Origin of the sequence: Prevotella melaninogenica, from assembly GCF_003609775.1 — a bacterium.
Classification (GTDB): domain Bacteria; phylum Bacteroidota; class Bacteroidia; order Bacteroidales; family Bacteroidaceae; genus Prevotella; species Prevotella melaninogenica_A.
In genome coordinates this window covers 883,634-900,243 of the sequence record NZ_AP018050.1, presented here as the reverse complement: position 1 = coordinate 900,243, position 16,610 = coordinate 883,634, and the positions used below count along the sequence as shown (strand labels likewise).

At 44.2% G+C, this 16,610-nt stretch carries 19 protein-coding genes; 9 read left to right on the top strand and 10 right to left on the bottom strand.

Annotated elements, in window-relative coordinates; genetic code table 11:
- Positions 1–19: 19 nt before the first annotated feature.
- From PMEL_RS10345 to PMEL_RS10325, 5 genes are all read left to right on the top strand, one after another.
- Positions 20–2,683: a Tex family protein gene (locus PMEL_RS10345; RefSeq protein WP_120175181.1), complete on the top strand. Its 2,664-nt coding sequence runs from the start codon at positions 20–22 to the stop codon at positions 2,681–2,683.
- Positions 2,684–2,689: 6 nt separating this feature from the next.
- Positions 2,690–3,187 carry an STM3941 family protein gene (locus tag PMEL_RS10340; RefSeq protein WP_120175180.1) on the top strand — a complete coding sequence of 166 codons (498 nt, stop codon included), beginning with the start codon at positions 2,690–2,692 and terminating at the stop codon, positions 3,185–3,187.
- Between the two features lie 34 nt (positions 3,188–3,221).
- Positions 3,222–3,686 (top strand): transcriptional regulator, encoded by a 465-nt coding sequence (locus tag PMEL_RS10335; RefSeq protein ID WP_231999426.1) that lies wholly within the window; start codon positions 3,222–3,224, stop codon positions 3,684–3,686.
- Positions 3,687–3,697: 11 nt separating this feature from the next.
- Positions 3,698–3,961 (top strand): conjugal transfer protein, encoded by a 264-nt coding sequence (locus PMEL_RS10330; protein WP_120175178.1) that lies wholly within the window; start codon positions 3,698–3,700, stop codon positions 3,959–3,961.
- A 152-nt stretch (positions 3,962–4,113) separates the two neighbouring features.
- Positions 4,114–4,611: a hypothetical protein gene (locus PMEL_RS10325; protein WP_231999425.1), complete on the top strand. Its 498-nt coding sequence runs from the start codon at positions 4,114–4,116 to the stop codon at positions 4,609–4,611.
- 93 nt (positions 4,612–4,704) lie between these two features.
- Here the strand turns inward: PMEL_RS10325 and PMEL_RS10320 are convergent, their stop codons facing one another.
- The 4 genes from PMEL_RS10320 to infC form a co-directional block, all read right to left on the bottom strand.
- The gene (locus PMEL_RS10320; RefSeq protein WP_120175176.1) at positions 4,705–5,499 is read right to left on the bottom strand and encodes a hypothetical protein; all 795 of its coding nucleotides are present in this window, start codon (positions 5,497–5,499) and stop codon (positions 4,705–4,707) included.
- Between the two features lie 387 nt (positions 5,500–5,886).
- Positions 5,887–6,231 (bottom strand): 50S ribosomal protein L20, encoded by a 345-nt coding sequence (rplT, locus tag PMEL_RS10315; protein WP_004383393.1) that lies wholly within the window; start codon positions 6,229–6,231, stop codon positions 5,887–5,889.
- Positions 6,232–6,267: 36 nt separating this feature from the next.
- Positions 6,268–6,465, bottom strand: coding sequence for a 50S ribosomal protein L35 (rpmI, locus tag PMEL_RS10310; protein WP_120175175.1), 198 nt, complete (start codon positions 6,463–6,465; stop codon positions 6,268–6,270).
- Positions 6,466–6,580: 115 nt separating this feature from the next.
- Positions 6,581–7,261 (bottom strand): translation initiation factor IF-3, encoded by a 681-nt coding sequence (infC, locus tag PMEL_RS10305; RefSeq protein ID WP_120175174.1) that lies wholly within the window; start codon positions 7,259–7,261, stop codon positions 6,581–6,583.
- A 387-nt stretch (positions 7,262–7,648) separates the two neighbouring features.
- On the opposite strand from infC, the gene thrS reads away from it, so the two are divergent.
- Positions 7,649–9,598 (top strand): threonine--tRNA ligase, encoded by a 1,950-nt coding sequence (thrS, locus tag PMEL_RS10300; RefSeq protein WP_120175173.1) that lies wholly within the window; start codon positions 7,649–7,651, stop codon positions 9,596–9,598.
- Positions 9,599–10,022: 424 nt separating this feature from the next.
- Here the strand turns inward: thrS and PMEL_RS10295 are convergent, their stop codons facing one another.
- The 4 genes from PMEL_RS10295 to PMEL_RS10280 are packed head-to-tail and all read right to left on the bottom strand — an operon-like array spanning position 10,023 to position 12,167.
- Complete coding sequence (locus PMEL_RS10295) at positions 10,023–10,637, bottom strand: tetratricopeptide repeat protein (protein WP_120175172.1); 615 nt, start codon at positions 10,635–10,637, stop codon at positions 10,023–10,025.
- 4 nt (positions 10,638–10,641) lie between these two features.
- Positions 10,642–11,202 carry a peptide deformylase gene (gene def / locus PMEL_RS10290; RefSeq protein ID WP_120175544.1) on the bottom strand — a complete coding sequence of 187 codons (561 nt, stop codon included), beginning with the start codon at positions 11,200–11,202 and terminating at the stop codon, positions 10,642–10,644.
- 53 nt (positions 11,203–11,255) lie between these two features.
- The gene (ruvX, locus tag PMEL_RS10285) at positions 11,256–11,675 is read right to left on the bottom strand and encodes a Holliday junction resolvase RuvX (protein WP_120175171.1); all 420 of its coding nucleotides are present in this window, start codon (positions 11,673–11,675) and stop codon (positions 11,256–11,258) included.
- Positions 11,676–12,167, bottom strand: coding sequence for an SPOR domain-containing protein (locus tag PMEL_RS10280; protein ID WP_120175170.1), 492 nt, complete (start codon positions 12,165–12,167; stop codon positions 11,676–11,678).
- A 231-nt stretch (positions 12,168–12,398) separates the two neighbouring features.
- Between PMEL_RS10280 and PMEL_RS10275 the strand changes: the two genes are divergently transcribed.
- From PMEL_RS10275 to PMEL_RS10265, 3 genes are read left to right on the top strand one after another with little or no spacing between them, the layout of a single operon-like run.
- Positions 12,399–12,614, top strand: coding sequence for a YtxH domain-containing protein (locus tag PMEL_RS10275; protein ID WP_120175169.1), 216 nt, complete (start codon positions 12,399–12,401; stop codon positions 12,612–12,614).
- A 10-nt stretch (positions 12,615–12,624) separates the two neighbouring features.
- The gene (locus PMEL_RS10270; RefSeq protein WP_120175168.1) at positions 12,625–12,978 is read left to right on the top strand and encodes a phage holin family protein; all 354 of its coding nucleotides are present in this window, start codon (positions 12,625–12,627) and stop codon (positions 12,976–12,978) included.
- Positions 12,979–12,982: 4 nt separating this feature from the next.
- On the top strand, positions 12,983–13,291 hold the full coding sequence (locus PMEL_RS10265) for a hypothetical protein (protein WP_120175167.1): 309 nt from the start codon (positions 12,983–12,985) through the stop codon (positions 13,289–13,291).
- A 720-nt stretch (positions 13,292–14,011) separates the two neighbouring features.
- Here PMEL_RS10265 and PMEL_RS10260 read toward each other — a convergent pair.
- Together PMEL_RS10260 and PMEL_RS10255 are read right to left on the bottom strand one after the other, a co-directional pair.
- Positions 14,012–15,220, bottom strand: coding sequence for an MFS transporter (locus tag PMEL_RS10260; RefSeq protein WP_120175166.1), 1,209 nt, complete (start codon positions 15,218–15,220; stop codon positions 14,012–14,014).
- 336 nt (positions 15,221–15,556) lie between these two features.
- Positions 15,557–16,564 carry a 4-hydroxy-3-methylbut-2-enyl diphosphate reductase gene (locus PMEL_RS10255; RefSeq protein WP_120175165.1) on the bottom strand — a complete coding sequence of 336 codons (1,008 nt, stop codon included), beginning with the start codon at positions 16,562–16,564 and terminating at the stop codon, positions 15,557–15,559.
- Between the last annotated feature and the right edge of the window lie 46 nt (positions 16,565–16,610).

Below are 16,610 nucleotides of genomic sequence, written 5' to 3'. Positions count from 1 at the left end.
ACATAAACCAGTATCTGAAATGAATAGACAACCACCATACAGCAAAGAAACCGAGCATAAGAACAATAGCAAACACTCAGCAAATAGGGCTCTCCCCCCTTCGGGGGAGCTGGAGGGGGCTTCTGGTGTCTCCTTCATCTCCCACTCCCTTTCCCTTCCTCTCCAAAGCGTATCAGCTGTTCTCACCTTACTCGATGAGGGCTGTACGATTCCCTTCATCTCCCGCTATCGTAAGGAGCGGACGGGGAACCTTGACGAGGTTCAGATAACCAATATCAGCGAACTCAATGATCGTTTGAAGGAACTCGGCAAGCGTAAGGAAACCATTCTCAAGACTATCCGTGAGCAAGAGAAACTGACACCAGAATTAGAAGCAAAGATTCTCGCTTGTATGGATTCCACAGAGTTGGAAGACATCTACCTACCTTATAAGCCCAAACGCCGTACACGTGCTCAGATTGCCCGTGAGCAGGGATTGGAGCCATTGGCGTTGGCAATAATGAGAGAAGCCCAAAACCCTACAGCCCCCTCCAACTCCCCCGAAGGGGGGAGAGAAGCCCCGCCCAACCTCCCCGAATGGGGAGGAGTGCCTATGCGCACACGAGAGAAGAAGGGCACTTTGAAAGAAGCCTCCCCCAACCCCTCCGAAGGGAGGGGAGTGCCTATGCGCACACAAGAGAAGAAGGGCACTTTGAATCTTCCCCAACACCTCAGCAAAGAACTTGCAAACTTGCCTCCTCCCCTTTCGGGGAGGTCGGGTGGGGCTTTGGCTTTAGACATCATCGCCGAGATTGTTTCTGAGAACCAGCAAGCACGCAATACCGTCCGCACGGCTTACCAGCGTGGGGCTGTCATCACATCGAAGGTCATCAAGAAGATGAAGGATACCGACGAGGCGCAGAAGTTCGCTGATTACTTCGATTTCTCCGAACCTCTCCGACGATGCAATAGCCACCGACTTCTTGCCATGCGTCGTGGTGAGAACCAAGGTATCTTGCGCATAAGCATCACGATTGATAGCGAGGAATGTATCTCACGTCTCACCCGCCAATTCGTGCGTGGACACGGAGTGTGCCAGACCCTCGTCACCCAAGCCGTTGAAGACTCCTTCAAACGTCTTATCAATCCGAGCATTGAAAACGAATTTGCCGCCTTGAGCAAGGAGCGTGCCGATGAAGAGGCTATCAAGGTCTTTACCGAGAACCTCCGTCAGCTTCTCCTCTCTCCCCCACTCGGTCAGAAGCGTGTCCTCGCCCTCGACCCCGGTTTTGCCAACGGATGTAAGATTGCTTGCCTTGACGAACAAGGTAACCTCCTGCATCACGAGATTATCTATCCGCATCCGCCTCGCAATCAGGTAAGACAAGCCACCGAAGCCCTGCAGAGGATGATAAGCACATATAAGATTGAGGCCATTGCCATTGGTAATGGTACGGCAAGCAGGGAGAGTAAGGAGTTTGTGGAGAACAGCCTCACCCCCCAACCCCCTCTCCGAAGGGAGAGGGGGAGAGAAGCCTCCCCCAACCCCTCCGAAAGGAGGGGAGCACCTATCCCCCCACGCCTCAGCAAAGAACTTGCAAGCTTGTCTCCTCCCCCTTCGGGGAGGTCGGGTGGGGCTTCTTCTATCTTCCTTGTCTCCGAGGACGGTGCATCTATCTACTCCGCCTCACCCGTAGCTCGCGAGGAGTTCCCCGATGAAGACGTCACCACACGTGGAGCCATATCCATCGGTAGACGATTGATGGACCCACTCGCTGAACTTGTGAAGATTGACCCGAAGAGTATCGGTGTCGGACAATACCAACACGATGTTGACCAATCGAAGCTCAAGCACTCCCTCGACCAAACGGTGATGAGTTGTGTCAATCAGGTGGGTGTCAACCTCAACACGGTTTCCCGTCACTTGCTTACATACGTCAGCGGACTCGGTCCTGCCCTTGCCCAAAACATCGTTGATTATCGTCGTGAGCACGGTCCCTTCACCTCACGTACCCAATTGAAGAAGGTGAAGCGTCTGGGCGATACAGCCTTCCAGCAATGCGCAGGCTTCCTCCGCATCCCCAATGCCAAGAACCCGCTCGACAACTCTGCCGTTCATCCCGAGAGCTATCACATCGTTGAGCAAATGGCGAAGGACCTGAGATGTACGATAAAGGATTTGATTGGCAATAAAAAACTCTTGGCGGAAATTGATGTCAAGAGATACCTCACCCCCCACCCCCCTCTCCGAAAGGAGAGGGGGAGTACTGGAAACGATTCGCTGAAAGATGGAGATAAATTAAAAAAGTCCTTACCCTCTTGTGAGCGCCTATGCACTCCCCTCCTTTCGGAGGGGTTGGGGGAGGTTTCCCTCCGCGACATCCTCACCGAACTTGAGAAGCCTGGCCGTGACCCACGTGGAGAGGTGGAAGTCTTCGAATTCGACAAGAATGTCCACTCCCTCAACGACCTCATCGTAGGAATGGAACTCCCTGGTATCGTGACGAATATCACCAACTTCGGTGTCTTCGTCGACATCGGTGTCCATCAAGACGGTCTTGTCCACATCTCCCAGCTCTCCGACCGCTTCGTCACCGACCCCACACAAGTCGTACGCCTTCATCAGCACATCCGTGTCCGTGTCGTCGAAGTCGATATGCGTCGCAAACGTATCGGGTTGAGTATGAAGAATATAAAACAATAAAAACAAATGAATCAGACAAAGAAAATCCTTGTTTACTTAGGTTGTATTGCGTTTACCGCCTTAGGCGTATGGCTTCTTACCATAGAAAACCCCACCACAACTTATCCACTATGGACAATAAGAGTTGCTGGCATCTTCTCCATCATCTTCTTTGGTGGTGGCGGTTTGTTTATGGCTTATAAAATGATAAAGCTCCTCATAAACCATAAGAAAGAAATAGAATTTACCGATAGAGGCATCTCTATCTGCGGAGCTGAGGAAATATTATGGAACGAGATTGCCGACTTCTCCCTGATACGTTTTAAAGGAAACAGGTTGATAACCATCCAGATGAAAGACCCTGAAAAGGTTATCGCAAACGAATCTTCATGGATAAAACGCAAGACAATGGAGTATAACCTCAAGACTATCAACGCCCTTTACTCCTTTCCTGCCTATATGATGGCTGGACGAGCTGAAGAAGCACTTACGCTCTGCAAGCTGAACTTGGCAAAACATAAATAATATAACAAATAACCCTATTCAAGCCCTCCTCCCTTTGGGAAGGCTTGGAGGTGAGTATTATGCTATGCATGACATTATTGGAGGCTTTATAGGCTTAACATTGGTTCACATAGGTGCTGCACTTCGCTTCGTCTATCATCGCTTTATTATCAGAGATAATTATAGTTATCATTCCTTGATAACTGAATCACCAGTATTTGATTGCTCCAAAGAATCATACAAGGAACAATTCAAGAGATGGAAGCAGAGACAAATTCAACGTAATCAAGCATATGATATAGACCTGGATGAGGAACAACAACAAACACTCGAAATGTTCCTCAAAGAGGGTAGAAGTAAGAAAGAGATAATACAAGGTATGATTGAAACTGGCGAATTAAAGCTAATAGATGTTGACATTTACCCTCGTAATCCCGAATACTTTTCCAATCGTGTCCTTGATGGTATCATTGGTTTATGCTTCCTTATCATATTAATCCTCATCATTCGCTACATCTAAATCAAAAGAATATGAGCGACAATCTCTTACTTTATATCAGCTCTATTATCTGCGCACTCCTCACTATTTATCAGATATTCAATCGCCAGAAAAGAGCAGGTATCTTATCAGCTATCGTATTATTAGGTTACTCTCTCCCACTCTATTACCTCTTCTTCTTTCATTCAGAATATGGAGTAGGTCTCACATGGTGGTTTTATCTTCTTGTGCTTAATCTCATATACATCCTCTCAACAGCAATACACCTCATTTTTAAGTATATCAAGGGAAGATAGCTCTTCTCCCTTAAAAATAATAAAGACAAACTATGGGAATGCTTTTTGTTCTTATTTTCTGGGCAATCGCTCTTATAATCCTATCCCTCATATTAGGACTGATAACGTTACCTTTCTCTTACTTTCTTTGCAAAAAGCAAAGGAAGAGGAAGATGGTTCTATCATTCCTCACACCAGGAATATTTATTGGGATATACGCTGCAAGTAGTTTTGTGTGTATGATTATCATTGCTATCATTCTTGGTTCTGACATTGGTATAGGTGATAGCTGGTCTATGCCACTAAAGAATGGTTATGAACTTACCTCAGTTGATACGCCCGAATATGCTAACATCAATCGCAGAAACGATCTGTTGAAAGAAAACCTTATTGATGGGATTACACATATACAAGTGGTTGGAGACTCTGTCATAGGAAAAGGGGCTGATGGAAACTACTTCATCTTCAACCTACAAAATGGTGACAAGGAAGACAACCTAAGCTATCAAAATCTCACAATAAAAATGAAATCAAGACCCATTACACTCGTTAATAATAATACCTACTATTGGGAACAACGCAAAGTACCCTATATAATTGCGGGCATCTTTTGCCTTCTTATAACCATTTTAGCAGTAAAAACTCTTTGGCGAATAGGTCTAATTTACTAAGCTTTTATTTCATATTAGTATTCACCATTTACTACATTTAAATCAGAAAAAGTATAAGCGACAACCTTTAATTTTAAGATTCTTTCTATATTATCATTTGACAATCTCAATCAGCGAAGCTTTATATCGTCCTTTCGGAATCCTATCTATCACCGCCTCTTTATATCCAGTAGGTAGAAGTCCACCCGGAAGCCATAGCGCATTCGCTCCGATTTCGTTACCCGACGGCATCCTCAACCTTAGTTTCTTAGGCTTGGGGATGTCAATCCTTACTAATATTCGATGTTTCCACGCACCTGCAGGGATTCCCAATTCGTGTTCGATACGCGACAAGTCGCCATGACTTTTTATCAAGACACTATCCATCTCCGACTTCATCATAATAAACTGGCTATTATCAGCCTTTCCGATAGAATCACCGTGATATCGTTCTAACAATTCTTTCGAAACAAGGCATGATGCGCCTGCCTTAAAATTCTTCAGATGTCGCCTTATATATCTTCGCTTCAAATAGGTTTCAGGTGCAGGTCGTTCGCCCTTAGGAATATTCTGTATACTCTTTCTCGACATACCCCTGCGAAAGAACCTATCAATAAGACATAGTGTGTCAACGCGATAAGTAGGTCTAACTTGCCTATCAACCTTTTTCCCAAAATTATCTGACAACAAAGAATCCTGTTTCGCCTGCCACCTCGCAGTATCTTTCGTTATCACATATTGCGCGTGCACCTCCTGCCCCACTCCGACAACGAGCAGCAGAAGCATAAAAAGCCTCACCCCCAACCCCTCTCCGAACCAACGGTCACTGACCGAAGGGAAGTAAAGGAGAGAGGGGAGTAAATGGCGAGATACCCCTATGTTCAGGGACTTCTTCTTTGCTTTTTTCATTTTTACCACAGAATCATCTAATTATATAGGGATAACACGCTGTTCACTCCCCTCTCCTTTCGGAGTTTATTTTTACCACAGAATCATCTAATATACAGGGATAACACGCTGTTCACTCCCCTCTCCTTTCGGAGTTTATTTTTACCACAGAATCATCTAATATACAGGGATAACACGCTGTTCACTCCCCTCTCCTTTCGGAGTTTATTTTTACCACAGAATCATCTAATATACAGGGATAACACGCTGTTCACTCCCCTCTCCACTCGGAGAGGGGTTGGGGGTGAGGCTGGGCTGGGGGTGAGGCTTTAAAAAAAGCTGCCACCCTTTCAGGCGACAGCTCCATATCCGTTATAACGAGTGCCCACGACCGTGAGCGTCATTAATTTACTTTACCTTGTCAACAATAGCCTTGAAAGCTTCCTGATTGTTAACAGCGAGGTCAGCGAGCACCTTACGGTTAATCTCGATACCAGCCTTGTGCAATGCACCCATCAACTGGCTGTAGCTCATATCATAAAGACGAGCAGCAGCGTTGATACGCTGAATCCACAATGCGCGGAAGTTACGCTTCTTGTTACGGCGGTCACGATAAGCATAAGTCAAACCCTTCTCATAGGTATTCTTTGCTACCGTCCAAACATTTTTACGGGCACCATAGTAACCCTTAGTCTGCTTCAGAATTCTTGTTCTCTTTGCTTTTGAAGCAACATGATTGACTGATCTTGGCATAGTTTTTCTTTCCTTTTAATTTGTTTGACTAATGAATTAACGAAGTCTGAGCAGGTCGCGTACCTGCTTCAGGTCTGAACGATCCACGAGCGTCTGGTGAACAAGATTTCTCTTCTGTTTCTTTGTCTTCTTAGTCAGAATGTGACTGTGGTAAGCGTGATGACGTTTAATCTTACCAGTACCGGTGAACGTGAATCTCTTCTTCGCTCCGGAATTTGTCTTCTGTTTTGGCATTTTTTTAAAATTTTAAAATTGTTATTTATATTCATCTGTGGCAACGTATATACCAGGACGTTACGCACAGGTTGCCCATTTCGCCCCCTCTTACCGAGGAGACACCCAACGGGCGTTAGTCAATATTCAATTTCTTCAATGCGTCAGCACCATTCTTAGCATTGGCAAACAAGCCGCCATCCGTCTTTGGCTCCTCGCTGACACTCTCAGCACCTGCCTTCACGCCAGCCTCTGCCTCCTCACGGTCGCGCTTCTGCTGACTCTTCTTGGCAACGCCTGCCTTCTTAGGTGCAAGATAGAGGAACATCTTCTTGCCCTCAAGCTTCGGAAGCTGCTCTACCTTTGCAAGCTCCTCAAGATCGTTAGCGAAACGAAGCAGCAGCACCTCGCCCTGCTCCTTAAACAAAATCGAACGACCACGGAAGAACACGTATGCGCGTACCTTATTACCTGCATTGAGGAACTCCTGTGCATGCTTGAGCTTAAACTTATAGTCATGCTCATCCGTCTGAGGACCAAAACGAATCTCCTTCACCTCCTGCTTCACCTGCTTCTGCTTCATCTCCTTCTGATGCTTCTTCTGCTGGTAGAGGAACTTAGAATAGTCGATGATACGACAAACTGGTGGCTGTGCGTTAGGAGAAATCTCCACAAGGTCAACTCCCTCTTTCTGAGCCAATTCCAACGCTTTTCGCGTAGGCATAACCTCAGCTCCATCATCACTTACCACACGTACTTCCCGAACGCGAATCTGCTCGTTCACGCGGTACTTCATTTTCATTTTGTCATTCTTCATCCAACTATTTTAAAGTGTCTAAATTCGCTAAACGCGTGCAAAGTTACTATTTTCCAACCGATTATCCAAGAGATTTTCATTATATTTTTCATATAGCGACTTTGAAAAAAACTTAATACAGTTAGTCATTTATTATTGTTTAATAGTAAAAAGACCTCAATATCCAGCATCTACTACGATTCTTGTTCTTCGCAGTATGTATTACTTTTAACTCAACCTATCTACTATACATAATATAACATAAAAATGAGCATTTACTCATATTACACAGTGAATTATATCTTCTAAATTAACATCGGTAATCATAATTATGAATTGTGAATTCTGAATTCTGAATTAAAAGTATTACCTTTGCCACATATTTGATTTATAAAACTAATTTGTAGTATGGTTAAAATCACTTTCCCAGACGGTTCCGTTCGTGAATACGAGCAGGGCGTAACTGGTTTTCAAATCGCCGAGAGCATTTCGCCGGCTCTCGCCCGTGACGTTGTATCTTGCGGTGTAAATGGCGAAACAACAGAACTCAATCGTCCTATCAATGAGGACGCAAGCATCGCACTTTACAAGTTCGATGACGAAGAAGGTAAGCACACCTTCTGGCACACCTCTGCCCACCTCCTCGCTGAGGCATTGCAGGAGCTTTACCCGGGCATTCAGTTTGGTTTCGGTCCTGCTGTTGAGAACGGCTTCTTCTATGATGTGATGCCTGCAGAGGGTCAGACAATCTCTGAGAACGACTTCCCAAAGATTGAAGAGAAGATGCGCGAGCTTGCTAAGAAGAACGAGCCAGTCGTTCGTCGTAACGTCTCTAAGGCTGATGCTGTTAAGGAATTCACTGCTGATGGACAGGAATACAAGGTGGAGCACATCGTTGAGGACCTCGAAGATGGCACTATCTCAACATATTCACAGGGTAATTTCACCGACCTTTGTCGTGGTCCGCACCTCGTTTCTACGGGTGCTATCAAGGCAATCAAGATAACCAGCGTTGCTGGAGCTTTCTGGCGTGGCGATGCTAAGCGTGAACAGATGACACGTATCTATGGTATCACCTTCCCTAAGAAGAAGATGCTCGATGAATATCTCGAAATGCTTGAGGAGGCTAAGAAGCGCGACCATCGTAAGATTGGTAAGGAAATGGAACTCTTTATGTTCTCTGACCGTGTTGGTAAGGGTCTTCCTATCTGGTTGCCAAAGGGAACACAGCTGCGCCTGCGCTTGCAGGAGCTCTTGCGTCGTCTCCTCCGTCCATACAATTATCAGGAGGTAATCACACCGGGTATCGGTGGTAAGAACCTCTACGTAACTTCTGGTCACTATGCCCACTATGGCAAGGATGCTTTCCAGCCAATCCACACACCAGAGGAGGACGAGGAGTATATGCTCAAGCCTATGAACTGTCCTCACCACTGTGAGATTTACGCTCATAAGCCACGTTCTTATAAAGATCTCCCACTGCGTATCGCTGAGTTCGGAACCGTGTTCCGCTATGAGAAGAGTGGTGAGCTTCACGGACTTACACGTGTTCGTACCTTCACACAGGACGATGCTCACATCTTCGTGCGCCCTGACCAAGTAAAGGCTGAGTTTGAGAATAATATCGATATCATCCTCAAGGTGTTCAAGACCTTCGGTTTCGAGAACTATGAGGCTCAGATTTCGCTTCGTGACCCAGAGGATAAGGAGAAGTATATCGGTTCTGACGACGTATGGGAAGAGAGTGAGACAGCTATCAAGGAGGCTTGTGCAGAGATGGGGCTCAACGCCCGCATAGAGCTTGGCGAGGCTGCGTTCTATGGTCCAAAGCTCGACTTCATGGTGAAGGATGCCATCGGTCGTCGTTGGCAGCTCGGTACAATCCAGGTAGACTATAACCTGCCTAACCGCTTCAAGCTCGAATACACCGCTGAGGACAACTCGAAGAAGACACCAGTGATGGTTCACCGTGCACCATTCGGTTCACTCGAACGCTTCACAGCCGTGCTCATCGAGCACACAGCAGGTCACTTCCCACTCTGGTTGACACCTGATCAGGTTGCCATCCTCCCAATCTCTGAGAAGTATAACGACTATGCTCAGAAGGTGAAGGCTTACTTCGATGCTCACGACGTACGTTCAATCATGGACGACCGCAACGAGAAGATTGGTCGCAAGATTCGCGACAACGAGCTCAAGCGTGTTCCTTACATGGTTATCGTTGGCGAGAAAGAGGCTGCCGAGGGTCTTGTATCAATGCGTCAGCAGGGCGGTGGCGAGCAGGCTACTATGACAATGGAAGCCTTCGCTGAGCGTATCAACAACGAGGTTGCTGAGCAGCTGAAGGAGTTGGATTAGAAAGAGAAGCCTCCCCCGACCCCTCCGAAGGGAGGGGAGTGCAGCAACTGGAGCCTCCCTCGACCTTTCCGAAGGGAGGGGAGTGCAATAACTGGCCCCTCCCCCTTGCCCCTCCCCCATAGGGAGGGGAGTGAATACCGCGATATCCCTATTATGTTGGGTATGCGGTGGTATGATAGTAACTTATTTGTAGGGGGAGAACAGAAGTTGGAGGTCCTTCGCTTTTAGAGGCTAACATATTATTGACCTTTGTGGTCTTGTCTTCTCTTTGCGAGAGAAGAAAAACTCTTAGGCGGCATCCCCTTAGTGGGTGCCGCATTTTATTCTGTAAACTTTTGACCAAAATATAATTCAATATTCATAATCCATAATTATAAATACCAATATTGCTCAAAGGTTAAACTCAAATCATAAAGTTCAAAGTTCAAAGCTTCAACGGACGCTTGTCATCACCTTCAATGCGAAGACTCGGTAGCTTGTAAAACTGCGAAGCGTTAGGCTTCATGGGCTGTTGCTTAGGCTTCCTACCTGCTACGATATCGGCACGAAGTTGGGAGGCTGCATCGAAGGCCTTCCATCGCTTGAGAATATAATCAAGTTGCTGAAGGGCAGCCTTGCTATCGCCCACTTGATAGAGACAATAAGCACGATTAAACCAATAGTTGCGATTGTCGGGGGTAATATCAAGCGCACGGGTAAAGGCAACGATAGCGCTATCGTAACGCTCCACACGAATGTTGGTCATACCATAAAGTTCGTAGATATCAGCAATATAGGGCTGTAAAGTCAAAGCACGGCGACAATCATCACCAGCACCCTTATAGTCTTCAAGGTGATACTTTGACAATGCCATCAAATACCAAGCCTCGTATAGATTTGGTTTGAGGGCAACGATACGGGAGAAAATCTGCATGGAAGTAACGTAGTATCCCTGATCAAGCGTCCGCCTCCCCTCCTCCATCATCTTCTTGACGTTGTATTGGGCTGCTGACGGCAATGCCAATAGGCATAGCAAGGATACTACGATACCACGCAACATAGGCTTACTTACGTGGAGCCTTCACACGATAGTGGCAGCGAATCTTACCCTGCAAAAGGGCTTTGAGCTTGCTGGTAATCATCTGCTTGCGGAATGGCGAGAGACGATCAGTAAAGACACGACCTTCAAGGTGATCGAACTCATGCTGGATAACTCGAGCAAGATAGCCGTCTATCCACTCCTCATGCTCAACGAGATTCTCGTCATACCACTTAACGTAGATGCGCTTTGCACGTGTCACACTCTCGTGAACACCTGGCAGAGAGAGACATCCCTCTTCTAAGGTCTCCGTCTCTGAGTCATCATACTCAAGGATGTGACCATTGATGAATGCATGACGATAGTCTTTATACTCAGGGAAGGTGTCTGAGAGCACATCTAAGTCGACAACAACGACACGGATAGACTTACCAATCTGTGGTGCTGCTAAACCTACGCCATCGCTGGCGGTGTTGGTCTCAAACATATTTTGTATCAGTTCTTGGAGGTCAGGATAATCGAGAGGAATATCCTCGGCTACCTTGCGCAATACTGGCTGACCGTATGTGTAAATGGGTAATACCATATTCTTTTCTTTCTTTAAACTTACAAGTCCAACGAGCTTGACCGACACACGGCTCAAAGCCCCTTGGACCTCATATAATCTTGTAGGATAATTGTTGCCGAAATCTCGTCAACAAGCCCTTTATCTTCGCGGCGTGTCTTCTTCTTCACTCCCCCCGCAATCATTGCTTGATGGGCGATAACCGACGTAAACCGCTCGTCGTAATAATCAATAGGTAACTCAGGATGTGCCTTGCGCCAACGGTTGACAAATTGCTCCACACGAGCAAGGTTCTCGCTTGGCTGACCATTGGGCTGCATAGGCTTGCCAATGACGAGTTGACTAACCCCTTCTTTTGCGACATATTGCGTCAAAAAATCGAAAAGCTCAGACGTAGGAACAGTCGCCAACCCATTGGCGATGATGCACAATGGGTCGGTGACTGCTAAACCTGTACGTTTTTTACCGTAATCTATCGCTAAAATTCTACTCATTTATCGAGAGAGCAACCAAGCATCAGCGTATGTAGCACGGAGCTGATTACGGCTCTGAACAGCTGAAGCCTTGCTGTCGTATGTAGAAGCAACAACGCGATACATATTGTTACCAGCATTGTAAGCAACCTGAGCATCGTAGCCAGCATTCTTCAAACGCTGCTGCAAGCCCTCAGCATTAGACTTAATACCGAATGAACCAACAACTACGCTGTAAGCCTTCAAACCAGAACCATTTACAACAGAAACAGTCTCGCGGCGTACTGGCTCATTGTCGTAATTATCAACAACTGGAGCCTGAGTAACTGGCTGTGTCTCAACTGGTGCTACAACAGCATCCTGCTGAGTTGAGTTGTCATAATTATTTGTAGAGTTCTGCTCCTGAGACTTAGCCTTCTCGTAAGCCTTCTTGTATGCACTCTCGCTTGACTTACAGCCAGTGAAAGCCATTGCCACACACATAGCTGCGCCCAAAACCATAAATTTCTTCATAATCGCTTAGTTTTTATTGATTATACTATTAATTTACTATGTAATTATCTTGCGAAGTTACAAAATAAGAAGGAGAAGTAAGAACATATCGCCAATAAAGTTTGTTAAATAAACTATTTGTAAGATTTTTAACACAAAAATACTTCCTATCTGTTGCTTATATGCGAAACTTTGACTATATTTGCCATTGAAAAGAAATCAAGTATTCATTAACAATAAAATAAAGAGATTATGAAGACATTAGGTTACATTGGCGCATTCCTCTGTGGTAGCATCACAGGCGCAGCTCTCGGACTTCTTTTAGCTCCAGAGAAGGGTACAGACACACGTTCAAAGATTGCTGATGCTGTTGACGATTTCTGCAAGAAGCACGACATTAAGCTCAGCCGCAAGGAAGCTGAAGATTTCGTTGAAGATATCAAGGACGCAGCTTCAGACGTTATCTAAATTGTAAAGGATGTTCTCAAACGATAAGAACGTAGAAACAATAGCACAACTCGTAGAGGTGCTAAAACATTATATCGGGCTTCAGTCAGAGTACGTGAAGCTCGATGTAATTGAAAAGGTCGTGCGACTACTGACCGTGATTATCGTGGCAACAGTTTTCTGCACTACCCTCTTCATTTCTCTCATTTACCTTTCTTTTGCTGCAGTCTATGCGTTGCAGCCATTAGTTGGTTCACTTATATGGGCTTTCCTCATTGTTGGTGGTGGTTACTTGCTGCTACTCATCTTCTTTATCTTACTGCGTCACAGACTTATTGAACGCCCATTGGTAAGATTCTTGGGAAGTCTTTTAATGTCAAAATAAGCTTATGACAGAACAGACAACTCAATTTAAACCCGAATATAGGTCGTTGGACGATATACGCCTGCGCAAAGCCCAGTTGCGTACCGACTTGACCAAGGACAGCAATAAGATTGCAGGGTTATGGAATGAGCTTATGCATAAGCCGAAAGACAAAAACTCTCCTACCCAACGCTTCTCAGGTGCTTTCAATGTTGGTGCAAGTGTATTGGATGGACTTATCCTCTCTTGGAAGCTCTATCGTATGTTTGGCGGTAAACAATCATCAGGACTCCTTAATAAGAAGTTCAGTTTATTCAAAAAGAAAAAGAAATAAGAGGGCAAACTGTCAAGTTTACCCATAAACGCATTTATGAGTAAACAAGTTACCCACAGCCATAAACTCCATCTTTTCTGGTAATTATAATTATGACTTATTAATGAGAACTCCGTTCGAATAATGATAAATCATAGTAGTTATCATAATTATGACGTACTAACGAGAGTTCTGTTCGAATAATGATAAGTTATAGTAGTAATCATAATTATGAATTATGAATTATGAATTAACTTGTAATAATATAATCATAACCAGAATTCAACAGATACTCTTTTCACTTTGAAAAGACGCCCTTTTGGCTTCTTAAAGATGCCCTTTTGAGGTCTTACTAACGCCCTTTTGCAACCTTACTAAGCACCTTTTCACACACTGTCTTATAACACACTGTTTACCTGATAGTTATAAACACTACCAAAAACTCTTATTTTATTCTTGTGAAAAGCAGTTTTAGGAGCAAAACATGTAAAGTTATTTCCCAAATAAAAAGAAGATTCAGTTTAAAGTAGCAAGTGAAAATCATCTTTCATTTCCTTAATATACCCACACAAAAAACAACAAGAGAAGAAAATAAAAAACAAAAAATGGGATTACCTTCGTAAAGGCAACCCCATAAAACTATTGTAACTTAGGAATGTTTATGCAATAAGAATACTGCTTTCAACCTAACTAAAAGGTTATTACACACAGAACCTTATAACTTCTTTTAATAAGAAACTATTAACGTAACTTATAGCCCTTGAACGCATAGAACAAGATATAGCCAAAGCATACAAAGCAAAGACCATAGGCATATCGAGCATCTGAAACATCCTTTAAAAGACCAAACAGTACTGTAATTGCTGCTCCACCGATAAGTCCCATCGTCAAGAGTGATGAACCCTTCTTAGTAAACTTACCCAAATCCATCAATGCCAAAGGCCAAAACGCTGGCCACATCAGTGAACATCCTAAAGCCATGACACCAACACTATATATACTATAAACTCCAGGAAGAAGAACAACAAGAGTCGTTCCCAACAAGGCTACAAATGAACAAATCTGCAAAGCACGTGTCTGAGAAAGATACTTAGGAATCAGAATGATTCCTGCTATATATCCAATACTAATACTAATCGGAGTTATCCAAGAATAGTTTTCTGGATGAGCAAGTCCTAACTCATTCGCATAGTCAATGAGCGTTCCCAACACAATAGTCTCTGCACCAACATAAAAGAAGATGGCAATAGCACCCAGAACCAAGTGTGGGAACTGGAAAACAGACTTCTTACTGTTTGCATAAGCAGATACTTCTTGGTCAACCTCATCAGTCTCACTGCTATCCTCACCCGCTGCTTTCACCTCTGGCAATGGTGACAAAAGAGCCACTACACCTAAAGCAACGAACAGACAAATAATCACAGCAAAAGGTTTACCTAAATCATCTATAGCAACACTACCTGAAGCACCTGCGAAAAGAGCAATAAAGAGGGGTGACACTGGCCAAGCTAACTTGTTGATCATACCCATAATAGAGATACGCTTTGCAGCACTCTCCGTTGGTCCCAATATTGTCACATAAGGATTTATAGCTGCTTGTAAGAAGGTGTTAGCCGTTCCACAGAAAAAGGAAGCTACCAGAAACAAAGGAAAACTCTTTGCATCTGCCGAGAAGATAAACACTCCAAAAGCTACAGCAAACATTCCGAACGCAATAGCCATCGTACGCTTATATCCTATCTTGCTAATTAACATTCCCGCAGGATAGCCAAAGATGAGGAAAGGCAAGAATGTTGCACCAATGAGCATATATGCTTCCATTGAAGAAACACTTAACGACACCTTCAATACTGGAACCAACAATGAATTTATACCCAAGGCAAATCCACAAGTAAAAAACATAAGCCCTAAGAATGCCATAGGGACAAGGAAACTCTTTTGTTCTTTCATAAGTCTACTATGCAACACTATCGATGAATACTTCACTTAAATAATATGGGACAACATGACATCTTCTTTTGTTGATTAGAGTAATGTTATGTCCACGAACAAATCCCTAAAACCTATCATCAACAACTGACATACTCCATCATATTAAACTGTTGGAAGGCCCAACAAATATTACCCTGCATTCTGTCATTTCAAGATAAAACCTAACCCAAGTGTTGCAATAAAAGTCACATTAAATCTTGATTGACGATGCAAAGGTATAAAAAAAACGCGAAAAACTATCACAACTTGATAGTTTTTCGCGTTTAATCTCTTTGTTTGAGGATTATAAAGCTATTATTTCGTATGTCTGAGTATCTCATCACGGCATTCTTCCATCAGCCATTTTGGTGTACTCGTAGCCCCACAGATTCCTACTGTTTCAACTCCTTCAAACCAACTCATGTCGATTTCATCTGCACTCTCAACTTGATGGGAGTTTGGGTTCACACTCAAACATTCGTGAAAGAGGACCTTACCATTTGAACTCTTACGGCCTGCCACAAAGAGAATCAAGTCGTGACGAGCAGCAAAGGTAGAAATGTTTGGCATACGATTAGCAACCTGTCGGCAGATGGTATCAAAGCTTTGAAACTTTGCTTTGGGTGAGATATGACTTTGAATGTATTCTATAATCTTATGAAACTCATCCAAACTCTTTGTCGTCTGTGAGTAGAGATAGATGTCATTATTAAAGTCTAACGCTTTGACATCTTCAAACTTCTCTATCACAATCGCCTGACTATGGGTCTGACCAACAAGTCCGAGCACCTCGGCATGACCATTCTTTCCAAAGATAACAATGGAAGAGGAGGCACTAAGCTCTTGTCCCTCGCCTACTGCAGGAGGAAGAGAAACAGAAGAAGTAGAGGTTTCCACCGCTTCATTCGTTACTGGCTTAAGGCTTGAAGGTTCATCAACAGTAGCTCCGCCCTTTGAAGATATCATATAAGAAGGTTGACGACCTTTCTCATACTGTGTCTTAATACGACGTTGAAGGGCAAGAACCACAGGGCAAGTAGCATCGATAATCTCAATGTTATTACGTCTTGCAAGTTCGTAAGTCTCAGGTGGTTCACCATGTGCACGCAGCAAGACCTTCACGTTATGAAGTTCGCGCATCTGCTCATGATTAATCGTGATGAGTCCTTTCTTTGTGAGGCGTTCTACCTCCATACTGTTATGTACAATATCACCTAAGCAATAGAGCTTTGTACCCTTTGCCAATTCTTCTTCGGCTTTCTTAATGGCAGTGGTCACACCGAAGCAAAAACCACTACCGTTATCAATTTCTATTTGAAGCATTTCTTTTTAAGAAGTTAAGGAGTTGCGAAGTTATGGGAGTTAAGAC